Origin of the sequence: Devosia sp. Leaf64, assembly GCF_001421945.1 — a bacterium.
Taxonomy (GTDB): domain Bacteria; phylum Pseudomonadota; class Alphaproteobacteria; order Rhizobiales; family Devosiaceae; genus Devosia.
Map to the genome: position 1 here is coordinate 527,121 of NZ_LMLO01000012.1, position 18,329 is coordinate 545,449.

Sequence of the window (18,329 nt, forward strand, 5' to 3'; positions counted from 1 at the left end):
GACCTCCTAAGGGCGGGGCAGCGAGCCCCGCTCGATCACCGGCATGGGCACCAGCGCCGGTTCGGGCTTGTCGCCGAGCAGCAATTGAATGGCGGCACGCCCCATTTCCTCATGCGGCAGGCCAACCGTCGTCAGCCCCGGCCGCAGATAAGACGCCAATTCGTCATTGTCGAAGGAAACGACGGCGATATCCTCGGGCACCCGCAGCCCCGCCTCCGCCATGGCCTGATAGGCACCAAAGGCCAGCCGATCATTGAGGCAAAGCAGCGCCCGCGGCTTCTTCGTCTTTAAAAGCTTCCGCGTCAGTTCGTAGCCATTGCCTGGCTCCCAGTTCCAGCAACTGAGTTCGCTCGAAAACGCCATGCCCGCGTCGCGCATCGCCTCGCGTATGCCGGCAAACCGCCGCGCAATGGTTTCGGACCGGAAAAGACCCGTCTCCACTTCGGCATTGTGCCCCAAAAGCACGATGCCATCCGTGATCCCCGCCTCGCGCAACAAGCGCACCGCTGTCTGCCCGCCGCGATATTCATCGGGCAGCACCGAGGTTGGAAACCGCGCGCTCGTGCCATTGAGCATGACCGTCGGGACATTGATCGTCAGGTCGGGCACGAATACTTCCCGCGCCCGCATCGCCGCAAAGATCAGCCCGTCGACCTGCCGGTCGAGCGCCGTCTCCACCGCCTGGATTTCCCGCGCCGGCTCGCCCCCGGTTTCGAGCACCAGCATGACGTGCTTGGCCTCTTCCGCCGCCGCCAGCGCCCCGCGGATCAAGCCGCTCGCAAAACGCGTTGTCGCCACATAGTCCGAGATAAAGGCGATGGAGTGCGATTTGTCCGTCCGCAGCGCCCGCGCCGCTACGTTGGGCCGATAGCCTAGGCTCGCCGCTGCCGCATGCACCTTGGCATGCGCCTCGGCAGAGAGGCGCGTATCCGGCCTGCCGGTCAGGATCATCGAGGCGGCGGTCGTCGACATGCCCGCAAGGCGAGCGACATCGGCCAGTGTAACGCGTTTCTTTTCCAACCCAGCCCCTCGCCCGGCGGCATACACCCGCCTTGTTCATGTTTGGATAGCCATGCCGCCGCCGCTTGACAACCAGCACGAGGCATTGCATTTGCTAAATGGTTTTAGCAGGGGTTGTGGATGAGTTTCAACCGAGCAGATCACTGGGTTTGGGATTTCTGGCTGGCCGATGACGGCGAGCTCTACCACCTCTTCTATCTCCACGCGCCAAAATCGCTCGGCAACCCCGACTTGCGCCATCGCAATGCCCGCATCGGACACGCGACCTCGAACGATCTTCGCACCTGGACCGATCACGGCCTCGCCTTCGATGCCGGCACTCCTGGCAGCTTTGACGGCAGCGCCACCTGGACTGGCAGCGTCGTCAGCGACAGCGGTCTATGGCACATGTTCTACACCGGCTCCCGCTTCCTCTCGCCCAACAGCGCCGCCAATATCGAAACCATACTCCTCGCGACATCCGAAGATCTCTTCACTTGGACCAAACAGCCCGGCCCGATCTGCGTCGCCGATCCCGCGCTTTACGAAACCCTCGGCACCTCGTCATGGCCCGAAGAAGCCTGGCGCGACCCTTGGGTGTTCAAAGATACCACCCAGGATACCTGGCACATGCTGGTCACCGCCCGCAGCAAGCACGGCACCGAGCCCGATCGCGGCGTCATGGCCCACGCCACATCGACCAATCTCCGCGATTGGACCGTGCAGTCCGCCCTCAGCGAACCCGGCTCCGGCTTTGCCCATCTCGAAGTGTTCCAGATCGTCGCGGTCGATGAACGCCAGCATGTGATCTTCTGCTGCGATAGCGCCAAGCTCGTCGGCCCTCGCGCCGGGCAAGTCGGCGGCGTCTGGTCCCAGCCGCTCGACGCCTTTCTCGGCCCCGTCGATTTCAGCAAGGCCCGTCGCCTCGTCGATGAAACGCTCTATGCCGGCCGCATCGCCTTTGACAGAACTGGCGCTCCCGTCCTTCTCGCTTTCAACAATGTAACGACCGACGGCGTCTTCATCGGCGGCATTTCCGATCCCATCCCGGTCAGCACCGGCCCCGATGGCTATCTCACCGTGGAGCCCGCCCAATGAGCGCGACAATCTTGGGTTCAGCCGAGCGCGGCTATGAAGCCGTCGCCGAAGCCTTCGCCAAAGCCTTCGATGGTCGTCCGGCAATGGGCGCGGCCCTCCACATCGTGCGCGATGGGCATACCGTCGTCGATCTCTGGGGTGGCGTCGCCGATGCGCGCACCGGCAGGCTCTGGGGCCAATATACCCCCTCGGTGGTGTTCTCCTGCACCAAGGGCCTCGTCTCGATCCTGGCGGCGCGCCTCGTTCAGGAAGGCCGGCTCGATTACACTGTCCCCGTCAGCCAATACTGGCCCGAATTCGCCGCAGCCGGCAAAGCCGCGGTTACAGTGGGCCAGGCTTTGGCCCACCAGGCTGGTCTCTCCGCGCCACGCGCCGATCTCAGCGAAGATGATATCGTCGATTGGGAGCGGGTCACGGCGGCCCTTGCCGCGCAGGAGCCGCTCTGGCCCCTTGGCACCGGCTATGCCTATCACGCGCTGACCCATGGCTGGATCGCAGGCGAAATTATCCGCCGCGTCACCGGAATGTCGGTCGGCCAATATTTTTCGAACCTCATTGCCAACCCGCTTGGCGTCGATGCCTGGATCGGCCTCCCAGCGGCGCAAGCCGATCGCGTCGCGCATCTTCAGGTCAGCCCGCCGCTTTCGGCGCTCTGGGCCGATGAAGCCAGCAAACCCGCCCCCAATTGGCCCTATAAGGCCATGACCCTAGGCAATGCCTTGCCGGCCGATCTCGTCTCGGACAATGGCGGCTTTAACACGCAGCGCATTCGCGCCGCCGAAATTCCCGGCGCGGGGGGCATTGCCTCCGCCGAAGCCCTTGCCACCATCTGGTCGGCAACGGTCGTGCCCACGCGCGGCATCAAGCTTCTTGAGCCTCCCGTCATTGCCGAAGCGACCAAGGTCCAGAGCGAAGGCGCGTCGGTCTTTGGTGGCGAGCCGCCCTATTCGCGCTGGGGCTATGGCTTCCAGCTCGATTCCCCAGCTCGGCGCTATCTCGACGACCAGTGTTTCGGGCATGATGGCGCAGGCGGACAGGTCGGCTTTGCCGATCCCCGGCGCCGGATCGGTTTCGGCTTCGTCACCAATTGGATGATGGGGCCGGAAGACCAGCGCGCAACCGAGATTATCTCGGCCCTCCGCGCCTCGGTCTAGTCACCGCGCAAGGGACACTGGCGCCATATTGACAGCGCCGATGGCTCATGCGCTAAATCCATTTAGCAGACATCGAATTCTGTAGACTATACCTGGAGGAGGCAAGTCGTGAAAAACCAAAATCGCCACGCCATTCGCACACTCGTAACGCTCTCGGTCGCCGCCATGGCCGGCACCGCAATGGCCGCCCCAAGCTGCGGGCCAGACCCGGTTGTGCTCAATGCCTATTTTGAGACCGGCTTCCCCCTGCCGACGCGTCTCAGCGAAGAATTCACCAAGCAATTCCCCAATGTCACCTTCGACATCAAGGAAGATCAGTTCGCCAATATGATGGAGAATTCGCCGCGCATTCTGTCCGAAGACAATGCGCCGGATCTGATCCGTCTGCCCTCGCTGACCGATCTCGTCGCAAACAATCTCCTCCTCAATCTCGATACCTATTTCACCGAGTTTGGCTGGGACAAGTTCCCCGAAGGCCAGTTGGTGCAGTTGCGTGTCGAAGAAGGCGGCCGCCCGCGCGGCACCGGTTCGCTCTTTGGCATGGGTCTCAATTATTCTATGACCGGCGTCTTCTACAACAAGGCCCTCGCCGAACAGATCGGCATGACCGAGCCGCCAAAGACCGTTGCCGAGCTCGATGCGCTTCTGGCCAAGGCCAAGGAAGCCGGCATTCAGCCGATCATGCAGTGGAACAAGGGCACAGCCGGCCTCGCCTTCCCGCTGCAAAACCTGATGGGCGCCTATGGTCCGCCGGAGCCGATTAACGACTGGATCTTCCAGAAGGATGGCGCCACCATCAATACCCCTGATGCGCTCAAAGCAGCCGAACATCTCGATGGCTGGATCAAGGCGGGCTATTTCCCAACCGATGCCAATGCCATCGAATATTTCCAGATGATGAGCCGCTTCATCGGCGGCGAAGGCCTCTTCATGTTCAATGGCGATTGGGAATCGGGCAATCTCGATACCAATGCCAAGGACAAGTTCGGCTTCTTCATCATGCCGAGCGCCGAAGAAGGCGGTCGCCATGCCTCCATGTCCGCTCCGCTGAGCTATGGCATAGGCGCCAAGGCGGCCCATGCCGATTGCGCGGCCTTCTTCCTCGATTGGGTCGCAACCAATGAAGAAGCCCGCAAGATCAACGTCGCCGTTGGTGGTTCCAATCCCGGCGGCCCCGCCGATATGGCCATTCCCGCTGTCGAGCCCGGCTCGGTGACCGAGCAGTCTCTCTCGGCTGGCGCGACCTTGGCTCAGGACAATGGCGCGATGGACTTCATCGCCAACGCCACCGGTGCCATCTTTGCCGCTGGCTGGACGCCGGAACTGCAAAAGATGGTCGGCGGCCAGCAGACCCCTCAGGGCCTCCTCGAAGCCGTGCAGGACGAATACGAAACCCAACTGTCCCGCTAATCCCTCTCAACCCCAGGGAGGGCGGCCCGCCACAGGCCGCTCTCCCGCCGCACTGTCACCCTGGCGCAGGCCGGGCCCACCCTTTGAATTTGAGATGGGCCCTGCCTTCGCCGGGGTAACAGTCGAGACAGACGGCCCCACCTCTCCGCTGCACAAGCGACCGGAATGACCCATGCCTGAAACAACATCGTCCGTTCCGGACGCAAGACCAGAACAAAAACGTCGCCCCGCCTCGCGGCGCAGCCGCAAGACGTGGCTCACCGCGGTGCTGTTCATCGCTCCTGCCTTCCTTGCCTATGCAGCCTTCGTGCTCGTGCCCCTCTGCATGAGCCTTTATTATTCCTTCCTCCGCTGGGACGGCATCGGCCAGGCCCGTTTCCACGGTCTCACCAATTACATCACCGTCCTGACCGATCCCGATCTCCTCCAGATCATCGGCAATGCTTTCCAATTGGTGCTCTATTTCACCGTCATTCCCGTCGGCTTGGGACTCGCCGTCGCCTCGGCCATTCGCGGCCAGATGAATGGCCGCTTCGGCATGGCGACCCGCACCATCCTTTTCCTGCCCCAGGTTATTCCGCTCGTCGCCGCCGGCATCGCCTGGAGCTGGATGTTCGCCTCGACCGGCCTCATCAATCAGGCGCTCAAATCCGTTGGACTTTCGAGCTGGGTCAAGGGCTGGCTGGGCGACTTTGTCTGGGCGCTGCCCGCCGTCGGCGTCATCGGCGCTTGGGTTCTGCTCGGCCTTTGCACCATGCTGCTCGTCACTGGCATCACCAAGATCGATGCCAGCCTTTACGAAGCCGCCCGTCTCGATGGCGCGCGCCCCTGGCATGAATTCCGCTACATCACCCTGCCCGGCCTCCGCCAGGAAATCGGCGTCTGCATCACGGTCACCGTCATCGCAGCGCTCGCCAGTTTCGACATCGTCTATATCTCGACCCAGGGCGGCCCCGGCATCACCACAACCGTTCCTGGCCTCGAAATCTATCGGTTGGCTTTCGCCCATCGTCAGGTCGGCCTCGCCTCGGCGCTCGCTATCGTCCTGATGGTTCTGGTGCTGCTCTCGATTGCTCCCGTCCAATGGTTCACGCGGGACAAGAAATGAACTCCTCTTCCGCCAATACGCTTATCGCCCGCGGCCTCATCGTCCTCCTGATGGTGATCACGCTGCTGCCCTTTCTCAGCATGCTCTCGGCAGCGCTTGCCCCGCAAGGCTCCTACCCCAACGGCCTCCAATGGCCGTCCGATCCGCAATGGAGCAATTTTGCGCGCGCCTTCGAGGTCGCCAAAATGGATCAGCTCCTGTTTTCCAGCATGCTGATCGTCCTTGGCGTTGTCCCGATTTCGGTGCTGGTCGCCACCATGGGCGGCTATGGCCTCGCCAAGCTCACTTCCGACAAATACAAGTGGCTTTACCTGGTCTTCGTCTTCGGCCTGACCCTGCCCTTCGAGGCGGTCATCACCCCGCTCTATTATGAAGTGCGGGCCATGGGGCTCCTCAACACGCGCTTTGCCATCATCCTCCCACTCATCGGGCTCTACATGCCCTTCGGCGTCTATTGGATGCGCGCCCACTTCCTCAACGTGCCGCAGGATCTCAGCGAAGCCGCGCAGATCGACGGCGCCACACGCTGGACCGAGTTCTGGCACGTACAGGTGCCGCTGGCGCGCCCCGCCATCATGTCGCTCACCATTCTCCTCTTCCTCTGGACCTGGAACCAGTTCCTCCTGCCCGTCGTCCTCGTTCAGGATCCCATGCAGCGCACCATGGCTGGCGCCCTCGGCGCTTTCCAGGGCCAGTGGGGCACCGACATTCCGCTGCTCTGTGCCGGATCATTGCTGATCCTCACCCCCACCGTCGTTCTCTTCCTCATTTTCCAGCGCCAGTTCGTCGCCGCCCTCATGCAGGGCGCGGTAAAGGGCTGATCGGAGTTTTATCATGGCCGGACTGACCCTAAGCGCGCTGCACAAATCCTATGGCAAGGTCGATGTCATCAAAGGCGTCGATCTCACCATCGAAAATGGCGAATTCGTCGTCTTCGTCGGCCCCTCGGGCTGCGGCAAATCCACCCTGCTGCGCATGATTGCGGGTCTTGAGGACATCACCTCGGGCGAACTCTATATCGGCGACCAGCTCTGCAACGATGTTGAGCCGCGCGATCGCTCGATCGCCATGGTCTTCCAGTCCTACGCGCTCTATCCGCATATGACCGTCTACGACAATGTTGGCTTCGGTCTCAAACTCTCGAATACGCCAAAAGACATCCGCGACCAGAAAATCCGCGAAGCCGCGCGCATCCTCAAAATGGAGCACCTGCTCGATCGCAAGCCGGGCCAACTCTCCGGCGGCCAGCGCCAGCGCGTCGCCATCGGCCGCGCCATCGTGCGCCAGCCCGAAGTCTTCCTCTTCGACGAGCCGCTCTCCAACCTCGACGCCGCGCTTCGCGTCGATACCCGCATGGAGATCGCCAAGCTGCACGCGACGCTCGGCTCGACCATGATCTATGTCACCCACGATCAAGTCGAGGCCATGACCCTTGCCGACAAGATCGTCGTGCTCGATGCCGGCGTCGTCCAGCAGGTTGGTTCGCCCATCGAACTCTATCAGCGACCCGCCAATCTTTTCGTCGCCGGATTCATCGGTTCGCCGAAAATGAACTTCGTCGAAGTCACGGTCGACGCCGTCGAATCCGACACGCTCGTCGTCTCGAGCAAGGATGTCGCGCGTTTGCGCGTTCCTGCGCGTGTAACAGGCGTCAACGTTAACGCGTTGTTAACGTTAGGCATCCGTCCGTACGACCTTCAGCCGCATGATGGAGGTGCCATTCTCGGTCGGGTGAGCCTCGTCGAGCGCCTCGGCAACGAGACCATCGTCAACCTCGAACTTGCCTCCGGAGCCCCCTGGCTCGCCGTTCTTGACGGCGACCAACCGCTTGAAATCGGCCAAAATCTCTCCCTCGCCGCGGACCCGGCAAAGGCCATTCTCTTCGACAAAAACGGCCTTTCGCTTCTCGGGTCCGCATAGTTATCCCCGGGTCTGCATTCGGGACCTAGGGCACGAGTGAAGCTCCCCAAAAATTGGGGGGCTTTTGATTTGTTGACTATTGCACTCTTGTTTTTGACAGCATTCGCGGATAGGTCACCTCGGCGATCCAATCGCTTCCTTCCATTCCTGCCTCGAGTTTTTCTCAATGTTTTCAGTGAAGTCGATCGGCGCCGTCTGCGGCGTGATCCTCCCTGTTGTCATGTCGCTCACCCCCGCCCATGCGGCCTCGACCGTCTATCCGCTGACGATCGACAATTGCGGTGTCGAACTGACGTTTGAAAAGGCGCCGGAACGCGCCGTGACCCTGGGCCAAAACAGCGCTGAAATTTTGCTTCTCCTCGGGGTCGCCGACTCCATGGTCGGTACCGCCTTCTGGCCGTCCGAAGTCTTGCCCGAGCTCGCCGAGGCCAATGCCAAGGTCAAGCGCCTGTCGCAGGAAATCCCGACCCTTGAATCGATCCTCGCCGAGCGCCCCGACTTCGTCGCCGCCCAGCTCGCCCATCTCCTCGGCCCAGAAAGCAAGGTCGCCAAGCGCGAAGACTTCGCCAATCTCGGCATCAACAGCTACCTATCCCCGGGCCTTTGCGTCGCGAACCACGACAGCGGCGACGTCCATGGCGCCCGTGCCGAGCTCTGGAGCATGGACCTGCTCTACCAGGAAATTGACGAGCTCTCGCAGATCTTTAACGTCGCCGACCGCGGCCAGGAACTGATCGCCGATTTCAAGGCCCGCGAAGCCGCCCTCCGCGCCCGCGTCTCGGACGAAGCGACCGACTTATCCTACGCCTTCTGGTTCTCGAGCCCCTCCCCCGAAGCAGATGCCTATCTCGGCGGCAAGAACGGCTCGTCCGGCTTCATCGCCGATCTCCTCGGCGGCCACAATGTCATCCAGACCGAAGTCGAATGGCCCACCGTAAGTTGGGAAGGCATTATGGCGGCCAATCCCGATGTCATCGTCGTCGGCGAAGTCGCTCTGACCCGCGGCTGGGAACTCGACAAGGCAGACAACAAGATCGCTTTCCTCAAAGCCGATCCCGCCATCAGCCAGCTCGAAGCGGTCAAGCAAAACCGTCTGGTCAAGATGGATGCGCAGGCGATGAACCCGACCATCCGTACCATCTACGGCGCCGAGCAGGTCGCGGCACAACTGGAAGCGCTTGGCCTTTTCAAGTGACGACACCGAAGCTCAATTTTGGGGAACAGGCCGGTCTCGGCCTGTTCCTTCTGCTTTCAACCGCCTTGCTGCTCCTTGCGATTGCGGCAGGGACAGGTATTGGCGAAATGCCGATCCCGCTCGACACGACCTTTCTCGCCGTGACGAACAAGTTCGGCTGGACCGCGGCAGATCTTGATCCGATCCACCAAAGCGTCATTTGGGATTACCGGCTGAGCCGGGCGCTTGTCGCCGCCTGCTGTGGTGCAGGATTGGCTCTTTGCGGCGCGATCCTCCAATCGCTGCTGCGCAATGCCTTGGCCGAACCTTATGTGCTGGGTGTTTCCGCAGGCGCATCGACCGGCGCCGTCGCCATCATGATCCTCGGTTTTGGATCTGGCGCTCTCACCCTATCCGCGGGCGCCTTCGTCGGCGCCTTTGCGGCCTTCATTTTCGTCGCTCTTCTGTCCGATGGCGCGCGGGCCGGCGCAGGTAAAACGATCCTCGCAGGTGTTGCGGCAAGCCAGTTGTTCAACGCCCTCACCTCTTACGTCGTCAGCACGTCGGGCAATGCCCAACAGGCCCGCGACGTCATGTTTTGGCTGCTGGGCAGTTTTGGCGGCGTCCGCTGGCCTGAGTTCTATCTTGCGCTGACCGTCGTCATCGTCGGCTTTCTCGTCTGCATCTATTTCGCCAAGGCACTCGATGCCTTCGCCTTTGGCGATGATGCTGCGGCGTCGCTGGGCATACCGGTTGATACGGTCCGTGTCGTGCTGTTCGCCGTGACAGCACTCCTCACGGCCACCATCGTTTCGATGGTCGGCTCGATAGGCTTCGTTGGCCTCGTTGTCCCGCACGCAGCGCGGTTCATCGTGGGGCCATCGCATATGCGGCTGCTGCCAACCTGTCTGGTCACCGGCGCCATCTTCCTGGTGCTGGCCGACATCGTCTCGCGGGTCATCCTACCACAACAGGTCCTGCCAATCGGCGTCGTCACGGCGCTCGTCGGCGTCCCATTCTTCTCCGTCATTCTCTATCGATCACAGCGCAGCCAATGACGATCGAAACCAAAAATCTCACATGGAAAATTGGAGCGAAGGTCATCGTCGACGACGTCTCGCTCAGGGCGCAGCCGGGCAAGATACTGGGCCTGCTTGGACCGAACGGCTCCGGAAAATCATCGCTTCTGCGTCTCCTAGCGGGCCTCCGAAAAGCTCACTCGGGAACGATCACACTTGATGGCAAAGACATCAGCCACATCAAGCGCAATGCCGTCGCGCGGCGAGTTGCCCTTGTGGAACAGCATGCCAATACCGAATCCAATGTGAAGGTGCGCGAAGTGGTCAAGCTTGGCCGCATTCCGCATCATCCGCCTCTCGGCGGATGGACCAAGGCCGATGACGACATTGTCGACAGCGCCTTGGCCCGCGTCGGCATGTTGGAACGGCAAGGCCAATATTGGCAAAGCCTCTCCGGGGGCGAGCGGCAGCGGGTGCATATTGCCCGCGCTCTTGCCCAGTCGCCCAGCGAATTGCTACTCGATGAGCCGACCAATCACCTCGATATTCAGCACCAGATCGAGCTCTTGCGTCTGATTTCAGATATATCGCTGACATCGATCATCGCTATCCACGATCTCAACCATGCAGCGATGTTCTGTGACGACCTCGTCGTACTCGACGGAGGAAAAGTCGTGGCTCACGGCGTCCCGGCAGATATCTTGACGGCAGACCTGCTCCGCACCGTCTTCCGCGTCGAGGCAATTGTCGAGCGGTCTCCTCACCATGGCAAACCGCACATTCACTACATGCGCTAGTCATTTGGGGCAGCGAAAGGTGCCGGGCTCGATGCCCGGCACTATCCCCCTACTCCGCAAGAGCGCTGAAGAGAGCCTTTTGGGCGATCTTCATGGCGCCGATGGCGTCGTGGCGGCTCTGGGCTTCCTGGAGCGCATCGATGTCGAGGCGGTCGAGGCCCTTGGCTGCGGCCTTGAGGAAATCGATGGCGTGGGTGGCCGTGGCGACGGAATCTTCGCGGAAGGGGAATTGGTCGAGCTGCCAGACGCCGTTCCAGTTGTTCTTCTTGAGGACGTAGAAGAACTCGAACAGTTCGAGCGGGTGAAGCGAGCCGGCGACCAGATCGTCGTCCCAGGAGCGGTAGTTGTCGTTGACGTCCATGCCGAAGAGGCGGCCGTGGTCGATGGCGAGCTGAGCGCTATCGGCAGCGGATTCGCCGCCCATGATGGCGTGGCCGAAATCGAGGAGGATGCCGACGTTGGGGAGGCCGATCTTTTCGATGCCGAGAATGGTGCGGGCAACCGAACCGAAGCTCATGCGAACGCGGGGTTCGCGGGGCTTGTATTCGATGACGAATTTGAGGTCCGGGTTTTCGCTAGCGAGCTGGCCGACGCCGTCGAGCGAGCGCTGCCACTGGGTGCCGTAATCGACCTGGAAGGGATAGTCCCATCCGTCCTGACCTGGCCAGAGCTTTACATAATCGGCTTTGTGGAAGCGGACGACGTCGCAGGCGGCGGTGATCAGTTCATGGGCGCGGCGACGGACGCCGGCGTCGGGATTGGTAAAGGCGCCCTTGACGAATTCGCGGGTGTAGATCTCGGGCGTGATGCCGATGACCGAGAGATTGTTGCGGTCGAGTGCGGTCTTGATCTCGGTGTCGGAGAATTCGCCACCAAAGTAGGGCCAGTTAAGGTCGACAACGGAGAGGTCTTTCACCTGACCGGCGATGTCGATGGCTTCGATGATATTGCGCGGGATGCCGTAGCCGTCGGTGGCGTAGCGATCGAGGTAGGTCGCAAAGTGCCAGATGCCGGCGCCGAAACGTGGGGTGGTCATGGGGTTCCTCCTGTTTATGTGGCCAAGGTCTGGGTCACGGCGGACTGCCAGCGCTGGCGATGTTTTTGGGCGATGTCGGCGCCCATGGCGGGCGTGAAACGGCCGGCGGCGGGGACGCCCGGCATGGAAATGCCTAGGGATGAGAAAGCAAGGGCAGCGGCGCCGAGGGCGCTGAGTTCGGGCGCGGCGGCGGCAGCGACGGGGCGGCCGAGAATGTCGGACTGGAACTGCATCACGGTCTGGTTGCGCGAGGCGCCGCCGTCGGCGCGGAGTTCGCCCAGGGGCGAGCCCATGTCGGCTTCCATGGCGGAATAGACGTCGGCGACCTGGAAGGCGATGGCTTCCAAGGCGGCGCGAGCGAGGTGAGCTGGCTTGGTGCCGAGGGATAGGCCGGTGATGGTACCGCGCGCGTCGGCGCGCCAATAGGGAGCGCCCAGGCCGACAAGGGCGGGGACGAAGGCGACGCCATTGCTATCCCCGACGGTTTCGGCAAGGGCCGAGAGGGCGGCGGGGTCGGAAAGTCCCAAAAGTTCGGCAGCGAAGGCGGCGGTTTGGCCGGAGACGGAGATATTGCCTTCTAGGGCGTGTTGGACGTTTCCACCTTGGCTCCAGGCGATGGTGCTGGAGATGCCGTGGGTGGAGCGGACGCGGGTTGGCGTCAGGGCCATCAGCGAAGTGCCGGTGCCGTAGGTGGCTTTGACCGTGCCCGGCGTGCGAACGCCGTGGCCGAAGAGGGCAGCGTGGGAATCCCCGATCATGGCGCGCACAGGCACGCCGGAGCTGAGGGCGCTGACCCCGGCCGCGACACGGCCAAACTCTGAATCTGAAGAGCGCACTTCTGGCAGCATGGAGAGCGGCACGCCAAAGAGGGCGCAAAGGTCGGCGTCCCAGGTCAGCGTTTCGGTGTTGAACAGCTGGGTGCGGGAGGCGTTGGAATGGTCGGTGGCGTGTGTTGCGCCGCCGGTGAGATTCCAGAGAAGCCAAGAGTCGACGGTGCCGACGCGGAGTTCGCCCTTTTCGGCACGGTCACGGGCGCCGGGCGTGTTGTCGAGCAGCCAGGCGATCTTGGCGGCGGGGAACAGGGGATCGAGCGCGAGGCCGGTTTTGGCCTCGATGGTTTCGGCGTGGCCGGCGGCGCGGAGGGCGTCGCATTTGGGGGCGGAGCGGCGGCACTGCCAGATGACGACGGGGCCGATGGGTTTTCCCGACTCGGCATCCCAGACGAGGATGGACTCGCGCTGGTTGGAGATGGCGATGCCGGCGATGTTAGCACTGCCAGCTTTGGCGACGACTTCGGCGATCACCGTCTTTACACCATCGACCAGCGCGGTGGCCGATTGCTCCGCCCAGCCGGGTTGGGGATAGGTGACCACGTTGGGCACCGAGGCTTGGTGCAGCACGCGGCCGGAAGCGTCCACCAACAGGGCCTTGGTGTTGGTAGTGCCCTGATCGATGGCAAGGATCAGCTCGCTGGTCATTTTTTGCGCGCGATGGTCTGGCGCACGGCGTCGGCGATGCCGGTTTCGTTGAGGCCAAAATTGTCGAAGAGCCATTCGGCAGAGCCGGTGGGCACGAAGCCGGGGAAGCCGAGGATGCGCATGGGCACGGGACTGGTCGAGATGACCACCTCGGCCACGGCGCCGCCGAGGCCGCCGCGGACGGAATGTTCTTCCACGGTGACGATAGCGCCGGTTTCGGTGGCGGCTGCGATGACGGCTTCGTCGAGCGGATTGACGGTGGCCATGTTGACGACGCGGGAGGAGATGCCTTCGGCGGCGAGGGCTTTGGCAGCGGCGACAGCGCGGTGGACCATGGTGCCGTTGGCGATGATGGTGGCGTCAGAGCCTTCGACGAGGGTTTCGGCTTTGCCGATTTCGAAAACGGCGCCTTCTGGGCGGTCGAGGGCGGGGACGGCCATGCGGCTGACGCGGACGAAGACCGGGCCATCATATGCGGCGGCGGCCTTGATGGCTTCGGCGGTCTGCCAGGGGTCAGCGGGGACGATCAGCTTGAGGTTGTTGAAGAGGCGAAGCCAGGCAAGGTCTTCGATGGAGTGATGGGTCGGGCCGAGCTCGCCATAGGCGACGCCGGAGGACTGGCCGATCAGTTTTACGTTGACGTTGGAATAGGCGATGTCGGCCTTTACCTGTTCCAGCGCGCGGCCGGTGATGAAGCACGACGCGGCCGAGACGAAGGGCACCTTGCCGCCGTTGGCAAGGCCAGCGCCGACGGCGACGAGGGTCTGTTCGGCAATGCCGACATTGACCATGCGATCTGGGAATTTCGTGCGGAAGCCGCCGAGTTTGGAGGAGCCGACGCTATCGCTGACGACGGTGACGATGCGCGGATCGGCTTCGGCCAGAGCTTCGATGGTTTTGGCAAAGCTGTCGCGGCAATCGAAAAGGCCGGCTTTGGAGGGGACAGCAGCGCTCATCAGACGAGTTCCCGCATGGCTTGTTCAAACTGATCCTTGGTCGGCACGCCATGATGCCAGGCGACGTTGTCATGCATGAAACTGACGCCCTTGCCCTTGAACGTATTGGCAATGACGCAGAGCGGCTTGCCGCGGCCCTTGGGCGAAGCCGAGAGGACTTCGAGCAGCTTTGCGTGGTCGTGGCCATCGACGACTTCGACATGCCAGCCGAAGGCGCGCCACTTGTCATCCAGCGGATCGAGCGAGGCCGTGTCCTCGGTGCGGGCGCCCTGCTGCAGGCGGTTGCGATCGATGATCAGCGTGAGGTTTTCGAGCTTGCGGTGGCCGGCGGTGAGGGCCGCTTCCCAATTGCTGCCTTCCTGGAGTTCACCATCGCCGGTGAGGACGAAGGTGCGATAGTCGGCATTGTCGATCTGGCCGGCAATGGCGATGCCGAGGGCGACGGGGAGGCCGTGGCCGAGAGGTCCGGTATTGGTTTCGACGCCGGGGAGGTAATTGCGGTTGGGGTGGCCGTTCAGTTTGGAGAGCGGCTCCATATAGGTCGAAAGGTCGGCTTCCGGGAAATAGCCGGCGCGGGCGAGGACAGAATAGAAGGCGCCGGTACAGTGGCCCTTGCTCATGACGAAACGGTCGCGCTTGGGATCGCGGGGGTTTTTCGGATCGTAGCGCATGATGCCGAAATAGAGGGTTGCGAGCACGTCGGTGGCGCTGAAATCGCCGCCGGGATGGCCCTGCTGCGCTTCATAGACCATCTGGAAGCTGCGGCGGCGAATCCAGAGCGCCTGTGCGGCAATCTCGGCGACGAGATCGTTTTTCAAAGGTGTGGCGGGCACGGGCAAGGCGGCCTCCTGACTAGCCGGAAGGCGCAGGGTGATCCGCCAAGGCGCAGCCGGCAACCCGCGGTCTGCGGCGCAATGGCCGAACCGAATAGTCGCTTGCAGAACTCCTCCGACCAGCTTGCGCCGTTCTTTGTTTTTTGAATAGCTACAGCCGCACCCGCTTTCGTGCAATAAGGAAAATTCGCGATTTTTTTCGTTTCGCTTTTGATTTCTGATTGCGGCGAAAAAATCTAAATCGTGGAAAAGCGGCGTGAACGCACTGCCGGCGGCCCAAACGCGATAAAATAACTGGCATTCGGGGGATGATGACGATGGCGCAGAAACCAAGACCGGTCAGGAAGAGTGCTGCGTCTGCCAGTGCTGCCGGGCAGCCGCAATTGCTAGCAGAACCGCGACGCATGCGCATCCTCGAATGGCTGCAGGAAGAGGGAAGTGCGCGGGTCCGCGACCTTTCGGCGGCCTTTGGCGTTTCGGAAGCGACGATCCGGCAGGACCTCGAGCGGCTCGACAATGAGGGCTATATAACCCGCGAGCATGGTGGCGCTTATCTAAAATCCATTCCGCAGCAGGTGCAGTCGATGTCGCTGCAGCATGTGCAAAACATGGACCGCAAGCGGGCGATCGGTCAGGCGGCGGCAGCGCTGGTGTCGGACAACGATACGCTGATCATCGATTCCGGTACGACAACTACCCAATTTGCGGAAAATCTGAAGGTTCGTCAGGATCTTAACATCATCACCAATGCGCTCAATATCGCGCTGATCTTGGGTGCTATTCCCACCAACACAGTCCACATGCCGGCGGGGCAGTTCAAGGCGCCGACGCTATCGCTTAGTGGCGAGAAGTCGGTCGAGTTCTTCGTCGGCATCTATGCGCAAAAGCTGTTTCTGGCGACGGCCGGCGTTTCCTTCGATGTTGGGCTGACCTATCCGGCCATCGGGGACATTTACGTCAAGCGTGCCATGGTGAAGGCGGCCTCGCACGTTTACCTGCTTGCCGATTCGACCAAGATCGGCCGGGTGTCGTTCTCGGCACTCGGTGGCGTGGAGATGGTGCATACGCTGATCACCGACGATGGCATTTCGGATACCGATCGCGCCGAGTTTGAGCGGCGCGGCGTCGAGGTGATCGTCGCGCCTTGACGGGTTGCGAACGTTTCGACTTGGTTGCTTGAGAGCCATTGACAAGCGAAAGGCTCGATCCTATTCGTTAGAAATCGCAAGTAATCGAAAACAAAAACGCGAAGCTTGCGGCCGCGTCGGGAACGCGCGGGAGGATACAGACGACACTTCACGGTTTTGACGCGCACGGTTTGTCCCGGAGCGCGAACGGAAGTGCCTGCCTGCCAACTCCGATCAGCCCCGGAGTTCTTTGGCCAGCCCAAAGTGGCGGCCAGCAAAGGAGGAGACTATGGCACGGCTTGGCCGTTCTTGGATGGCGTCCCTGCTCTTGGGAAGCCTGATGACCACCACAGCATTTGCGCAAGGGGCGATGACCGATGTCGGTACTCCGCGCAGCGAAACGCTGATCGTACAAACGTTCGATGGCCGTTCCGCCAATCCGACGGCACAAAACCCACTCAATTCCTATGCCATCTGGCGCGGCTTCCGTGAGCTCGGCTGGGGCTATCTGTGGGAAATGGACACCGCTACCGGTGAATCCTACCCCGAAATGGCCGATGGCATGCCGGAAGTGCTCAACCCCGAGCACACCCAGTTCCGCATCAAGATCCGAAAAGGGATCACCTGGAGCGACGGCGTCGAATTCACCACCGACGACATCATCTATTCGCTCGATACGGCTTTCAAATATCGCGAGCAGCTGACCAACGTCGCCAGCGTCACCGTCTATCTCAAGAGCTACAAGAAGATCGACGACTACACGTTCGAGGTTGAGACGGTGAACCCGTCCTATGACCTGACGACGCGCCTCGGCGTCTATACTTGGGGTACGCCGTTCAACTGGGTGCCCAAGCACGTGTTCGAGCCGCTTGGCGACGAGGTCGTGACTTTCCAGAACGCGCCGCCGGTGACGCTGGGGCCCTATAAGGTCAAGGAATTCGACCCCAACGGTTTCTGGCAGCTGTGGGAATTGCGCGAGGATTGGCAGAAGTCGAGCTGGGGTAATCTCGGCACGCCGAAGCCAAAATTCATCCTCTACAAAGACTTTGGCGCCGAAGAGACCCGTGCGCTGGCCTTCGTCCAGAACCAGTACGACGTCGACACCTTCATGAGCCCGGACAGCATCGACGCTGCCAAGGCCCGCAATCCTAAGGTGCAAACGTTCTCAGCGACCTTCCCCTATCACGACATGAACGACGCCTGTTCTTATGGCGTCTATATCAACCAGCAGCGCGCGCCTTACGATATGCCGGAAGTGCGCTGGGCCCTGGCGCTGTCGCTTGACCTGTCGCAGGTCGGCATTTCGGCGATGAGCGGCCAGTTCAAGGCGGCCGCCCTGCCCCTGCCCGATACGCCGATCACCGGCCCGATTTTCTACGAGGCTAATCTCCAGAAGCTGCAAGACCTGACGATCGGCGATGGCTACAAGCCCTTCGATCCCGGGTTCAGCACGACGCTCGTCGAAACGCTAAAAGCACAGGGCATCGATCCTTCGCTCTTGCCGACCGGCGATGCCGTCAATGCCGGGTTCGGCGCGGGCTGGTGGAAGCATGATCCGGCGGAAGCGGAAAAGCTGCTCGGTTCGGTGGGCATCAAGAAGGGCGCCGATGGCTTCTATGCCATGCCCGACGGCTCGCCCTGGGTGATCGAATTCGTCATCCCCGGCGATTGGAACAAGGTGCTCCAGCGTCTCGGCTTCTCGATAGCCGATAGCTGGCGCCAGGCCGGGTTCAACGTCAATGCGCGCCAGGTGGACAATGGTGAATATACCACCGTCCAGAACACCAATGCCCGCAACGAGCTGCAGATCAACTGGTCCAATACCTGCGTCTACAACTCCAATTGGCTCGGCAACTGGAACCAGTTCCGTACGGAAAACATCAAACCGGCTGACTCCAACGATCCGTTGAGCGGCAATTATGCCCGCATCACCGATCAGGAAGTGCTCGATCTTGTCGCCGAAGGAGCCAAGCTGCCGCTCGATGATCCGAAGTTCGTGCAGAACGGGCAGGACATCGCGATGCGGATCGCGAGCGAGATGCAGATCATCAACCTGATGAACATCCCGACGACGATCCCGACCAACTCGACCTATTGGACCAATTTCCCCAAGCAGGACAACTTCTACGCAGCGCCCTACACTTGGTGGAGCTCGTTCAAGAAGACCGTGGTCTCGATCGAACCGACCGGCCAGCAATAATCTGACCGGTTCGGGCAGGG

Annotated in this window: 16 protein-coding genes; 11 read left to right on the forward strand and 5 right to left on the reverse strand. The window is 61.8% G+C overall.

The genetic code is table 11. The annotated features are described in order from the left end of the window. Nucleotides 1–6 precede the first annotated feature (6 nt). Entirely contained in the window at nt 7–1,020 is a 1,014-nt protein-coding gene (locus ASE94_RS07990; RefSeq protein ID WP_082461063.1) for a LacI family DNA-binding transcriptional regulator, read from the reverse strand. A gap of 120 nt (nt 1,021–1,140) precedes the next feature. On the opposite strand from ASE94_RS07990, the gene ASE94_RS07995 reads away from it, so the two are divergent. The 9 genes from ASE94_RS07995 to ASE94_RS08035 all read left to right on the forward strand — a co-directional run bounded on the left by ASE94_RS07995 (nt 1,141) and on the right by ASE94_RS08035 (nt 10,679). Next, nucleotides 1,141–2,097 carry a glycosyl hydrolase family 32 gene (locus ASE94_RS07995; RefSeq protein ID WP_062629926.1) on the forward strand — a complete coding sequence of 319 codons (957 nt, stop codon included), beginning with the start codon at nt 1,141–1,143 and terminating at the stop codon, nt 2,095–2,097. Further along, complete coding sequence (locus ASE94_RS08000; RefSeq protein ID WP_062629927.1) at nt 2,094–3,251, forward strand: serine hydrolase domain-containing protein; 1,158 nt, start codon at nt 2,094–2,096, stop codon at nt 3,249–3,251. The genes ASE94_RS07995 and ASE94_RS08000 overlap by 4 nt, the downstream gene beginning before the upstream one ends. 108 nt (nt 3,252–3,359) lie before the next feature. After that, on the forward strand, nt 3,360–4,661 hold the full coding sequence (locus tag ASE94_RS08005; RefSeq protein WP_200913607.1) for an ABC transporter substrate-binding protein: 1,302 nt from the start codon (nt 3,360–3,362) through the stop codon (nt 4,659–4,661). Nucleotides 4,662–4,833: 172 nt separating this feature from the next. Further along, a complete protein-coding gene (locus tag ASE94_RS08010) occupies nt 4,834–5,769 on the forward strand; it encodes a sugar ABC transporter permease (RefSeq protein WP_082461065.1) in 936 nt (311 codons plus the stop codon). Beyond that, nucleotides 5,766–6,590 (forward strand): carbohydrate ABC transporter permease, encoded by an 825-nt coding sequence (locus tag ASE94_RS08015; RefSeq protein WP_061909262.1) that lies wholly within the window; start codon nt 5,766–5,768, stop codon nt 6,588–6,590. Before ASE94_RS08010 ends, ASE94_RS08015 begins: the two co-directional genes overlap by 4 nt. Nucleotides 6,591–6,603: 13 nt before the next feature. Next, nucleotides 6,604–7,689 (forward strand): sn-glycerol-3-phosphate ABC transporter ATP-binding protein UgpC, encoded by a 1,086-nt coding sequence (ugpC, locus tag ASE94_RS08020; protein ID WP_062629929.1) that lies wholly within the window; start codon nt 6,604–6,606, stop codon nt 7,687–7,689. A gap of 166 nt (nt 7,690–7,855) precedes the next feature. Then, nucleotides 7,856–8,884 (forward strand): ABC transporter substrate-binding protein, encoded by a 1,029-nt coding sequence (locus ASE94_RS21480; RefSeq protein ID WP_062629930.1) that lies wholly within the window; start codon nt 7,856–7,858, stop codon nt 8,882–8,884. 41 nt (nt 8,885–8,925) lie between these two features. After that, nucleotides 8,926–9,921 carry an iron ABC transporter permease gene (locus ASE94_RS08030; RefSeq protein ID WP_062630014.1) on the forward strand — a complete coding sequence of 332 codons (996 nt, stop codon included), beginning with the start codon at nt 8,926–8,928 and terminating at the stop codon, nt 9,919–9,921. Further along, the gene (locus tag ASE94_RS08035) at nt 9,918–10,679 is read left to right on the forward strand and encodes an ABC transporter ATP-binding protein (RefSeq protein WP_062629931.1); all 762 of its coding nucleotides are present in this window, start codon (nt 9,918–9,920) and stop codon (nt 10,677–10,679) included. The genes ASE94_RS08030 and ASE94_RS08035 overlap by 4 nt, the downstream gene beginning before the upstream one ends. 49 nt (nt 10,680–10,728) lie before the next feature. Here ASE94_RS08035 and ASE94_RS08040 read toward each other — a convergent pair whose 3' ends face one another. From ASE94_RS08040 to ASE94_RS08055, 4 genes are read right to left on the reverse strand one after another with little or no spacing between them, the layout of a single operon-like run. After that, on the reverse strand, nt 10,729–11,715 hold the full coding sequence (locus ASE94_RS08040) for a TIM barrel protein (RefSeq protein ID WP_062629932.1): 987 nt from the start codon (nt 11,713–11,715) through the stop codon (nt 10,729–10,731). A 14-nt stretch (nt 11,716–11,729) separates the two neighbouring features. Continuing rightward, entirely contained in the window at nt 11,730–13,193 is a 1,464-nt protein-coding gene (locus tag ASE94_RS08045) for an FGGY family carbohydrate kinase (RefSeq protein WP_062629933.1), read from the reverse strand. Beyond that, complete coding sequence (locus ASE94_RS08050) at nt 13,190–14,149, reverse strand: transketolase C-terminal domain-containing protein (RefSeq protein WP_062629934.1); 960 nt, start codon at nt 14,147–14,149, stop codon at nt 13,190–13,192. The genes ASE94_RS08045 and ASE94_RS08050 overlap by 4 nt, the downstream gene beginning before the upstream one ends. Further along, nucleotides 14,149–14,901, reverse strand: a complete 753-nt coding sequence (locus ASE94_RS08055; protein WP_200913624.1) for a transketolase — start codon at nt 14,899–14,901, stop codon at nt 14,149–14,151. Before ASE94_RS08055 ends, ASE94_RS08050 begins: the two co-directional genes overlap by 1 nt. 485 nt (nt 14,902–15,386) lie before the next feature. Between ASE94_RS08055 and ASE94_RS08060 the strand changes: the two genes are divergently transcribed. Together ASE94_RS08060 and ASE94_RS08065 are read left to right on the forward strand one after the other, a co-directional pair. Then, on the forward strand, nt 15,387–16,130 hold the full coding sequence (locus ASE94_RS08060) for a DeoR/GlpR family DNA-binding transcription regulator (protein WP_244483997.1): 744 nt from the start codon (nt 15,387–15,389) through the stop codon (nt 16,128–16,130). Between the two features lie 319 nt (nt 16,131–16,449). Beyond that, the gene (locus tag ASE94_RS08065; RefSeq protein ID WP_162236061.1) at nt 16,450–18,309 is read left to right on the forward strand and encodes an ABC transporter substrate-binding protein; all 1,860 of its coding nucleotides are present in this window, start codon (nt 16,450–16,452) and stop codon (nt 18,307–18,309) included. The last annotated feature ends 20 nt before the right edge of the window (nt 18,310–18,329 follow it).

Bases quoted from the DNA above. Each gene is read 5' to 3' on its own strand.
- ASE94_RS08065 (WP_162236061.1), top strand. From the start codon at position 16,450: ATGACCACCACAGCATTTGCGCAAGGGGCGATGACCGATGTCGGTACT.
- ASE94_RS08045 (WP_062629933.1), bottom strand. From the start codon at position 13,193: ATGACCAGCGAGCTGATCCTTGCCATCGATCAGGGCACTACCAACACC.
- ASE94_RS08040 (WP_062629932.1), bottom strand. From the start codon at position 11,715: ATGACCACCCCACGTTTCGGCGCCGGCATCTGGCACTTTGCGACCTAC.
- ASE94_RS08015 (WP_061909262.1), top strand. From the start codon at position 5,766: ATGAACTCCTCTTCCGCCAATACGCTTATCGCCCGCGGCCTCATCGTC.
- ugpC (WP_062629929.1), top strand. From the start codon at position 6,604: ATGGCCGGACTGACCCTAAGCGCGCTGCACAAATCCTATGGCAAGGTC.
- ASE94_RS21480 (WP_062629930.1), top strand. From the start codon at position 7,856: ATGTTTTCAGTGAAGTCGATCGGCGCCGTCTGCGGCGTGATCCTCCCT.
- ASE94_RS08010 (WP_082461065.1), top strand. From the start codon at position 4,834: ATGCCTGAAACAACATCGTCCGTTCCGGACGCAAGACCAGAACAAAAA.
- ASE94_RS07995 (WP_062629926.1), top strand. From the start codon at position 1,141: ATGAGTTTCAACCGAGCAGATCACTGGGTTTGGGATTTCTGGCTGGCC.
- ASE94_RS08050 (WP_062629934.1), bottom strand. From the start codon at position 14,149: ATGAGCGCTGCTGTCCCCTCCAAAGCCGGCCTTTTCGATTGCCGCGAC.
- ASE94_RS08060 (WP_244483997.1), top strand. From the start codon at position 15,387: ATGCGCATCCTCGAATGGCTGCAGGAAGAGGGAAGTGCGCGGGTCCGC.
- ASE94_RS08000 (WP_062629927.1), top strand. From the start codon at position 2,094: ATGAGCGCGACAATCTTGGGTTCAGCCGAGCGCGGCTATGAAGCCGTC.
- ASE94_RS08035 (WP_062629931.1), top strand. From the start codon at position 9,918: ATGACGATCGAAACCAAAAATCTCACATGGAAAATTGGAGCGAAGGTC.
- ASE94_RS08055 (WP_200913624.1), bottom strand. From the start codon at position 14,901: ATGGTCTATGAAGCGCAGCAGGGCCATCCCGGCGGCGATTTCAGCGCC.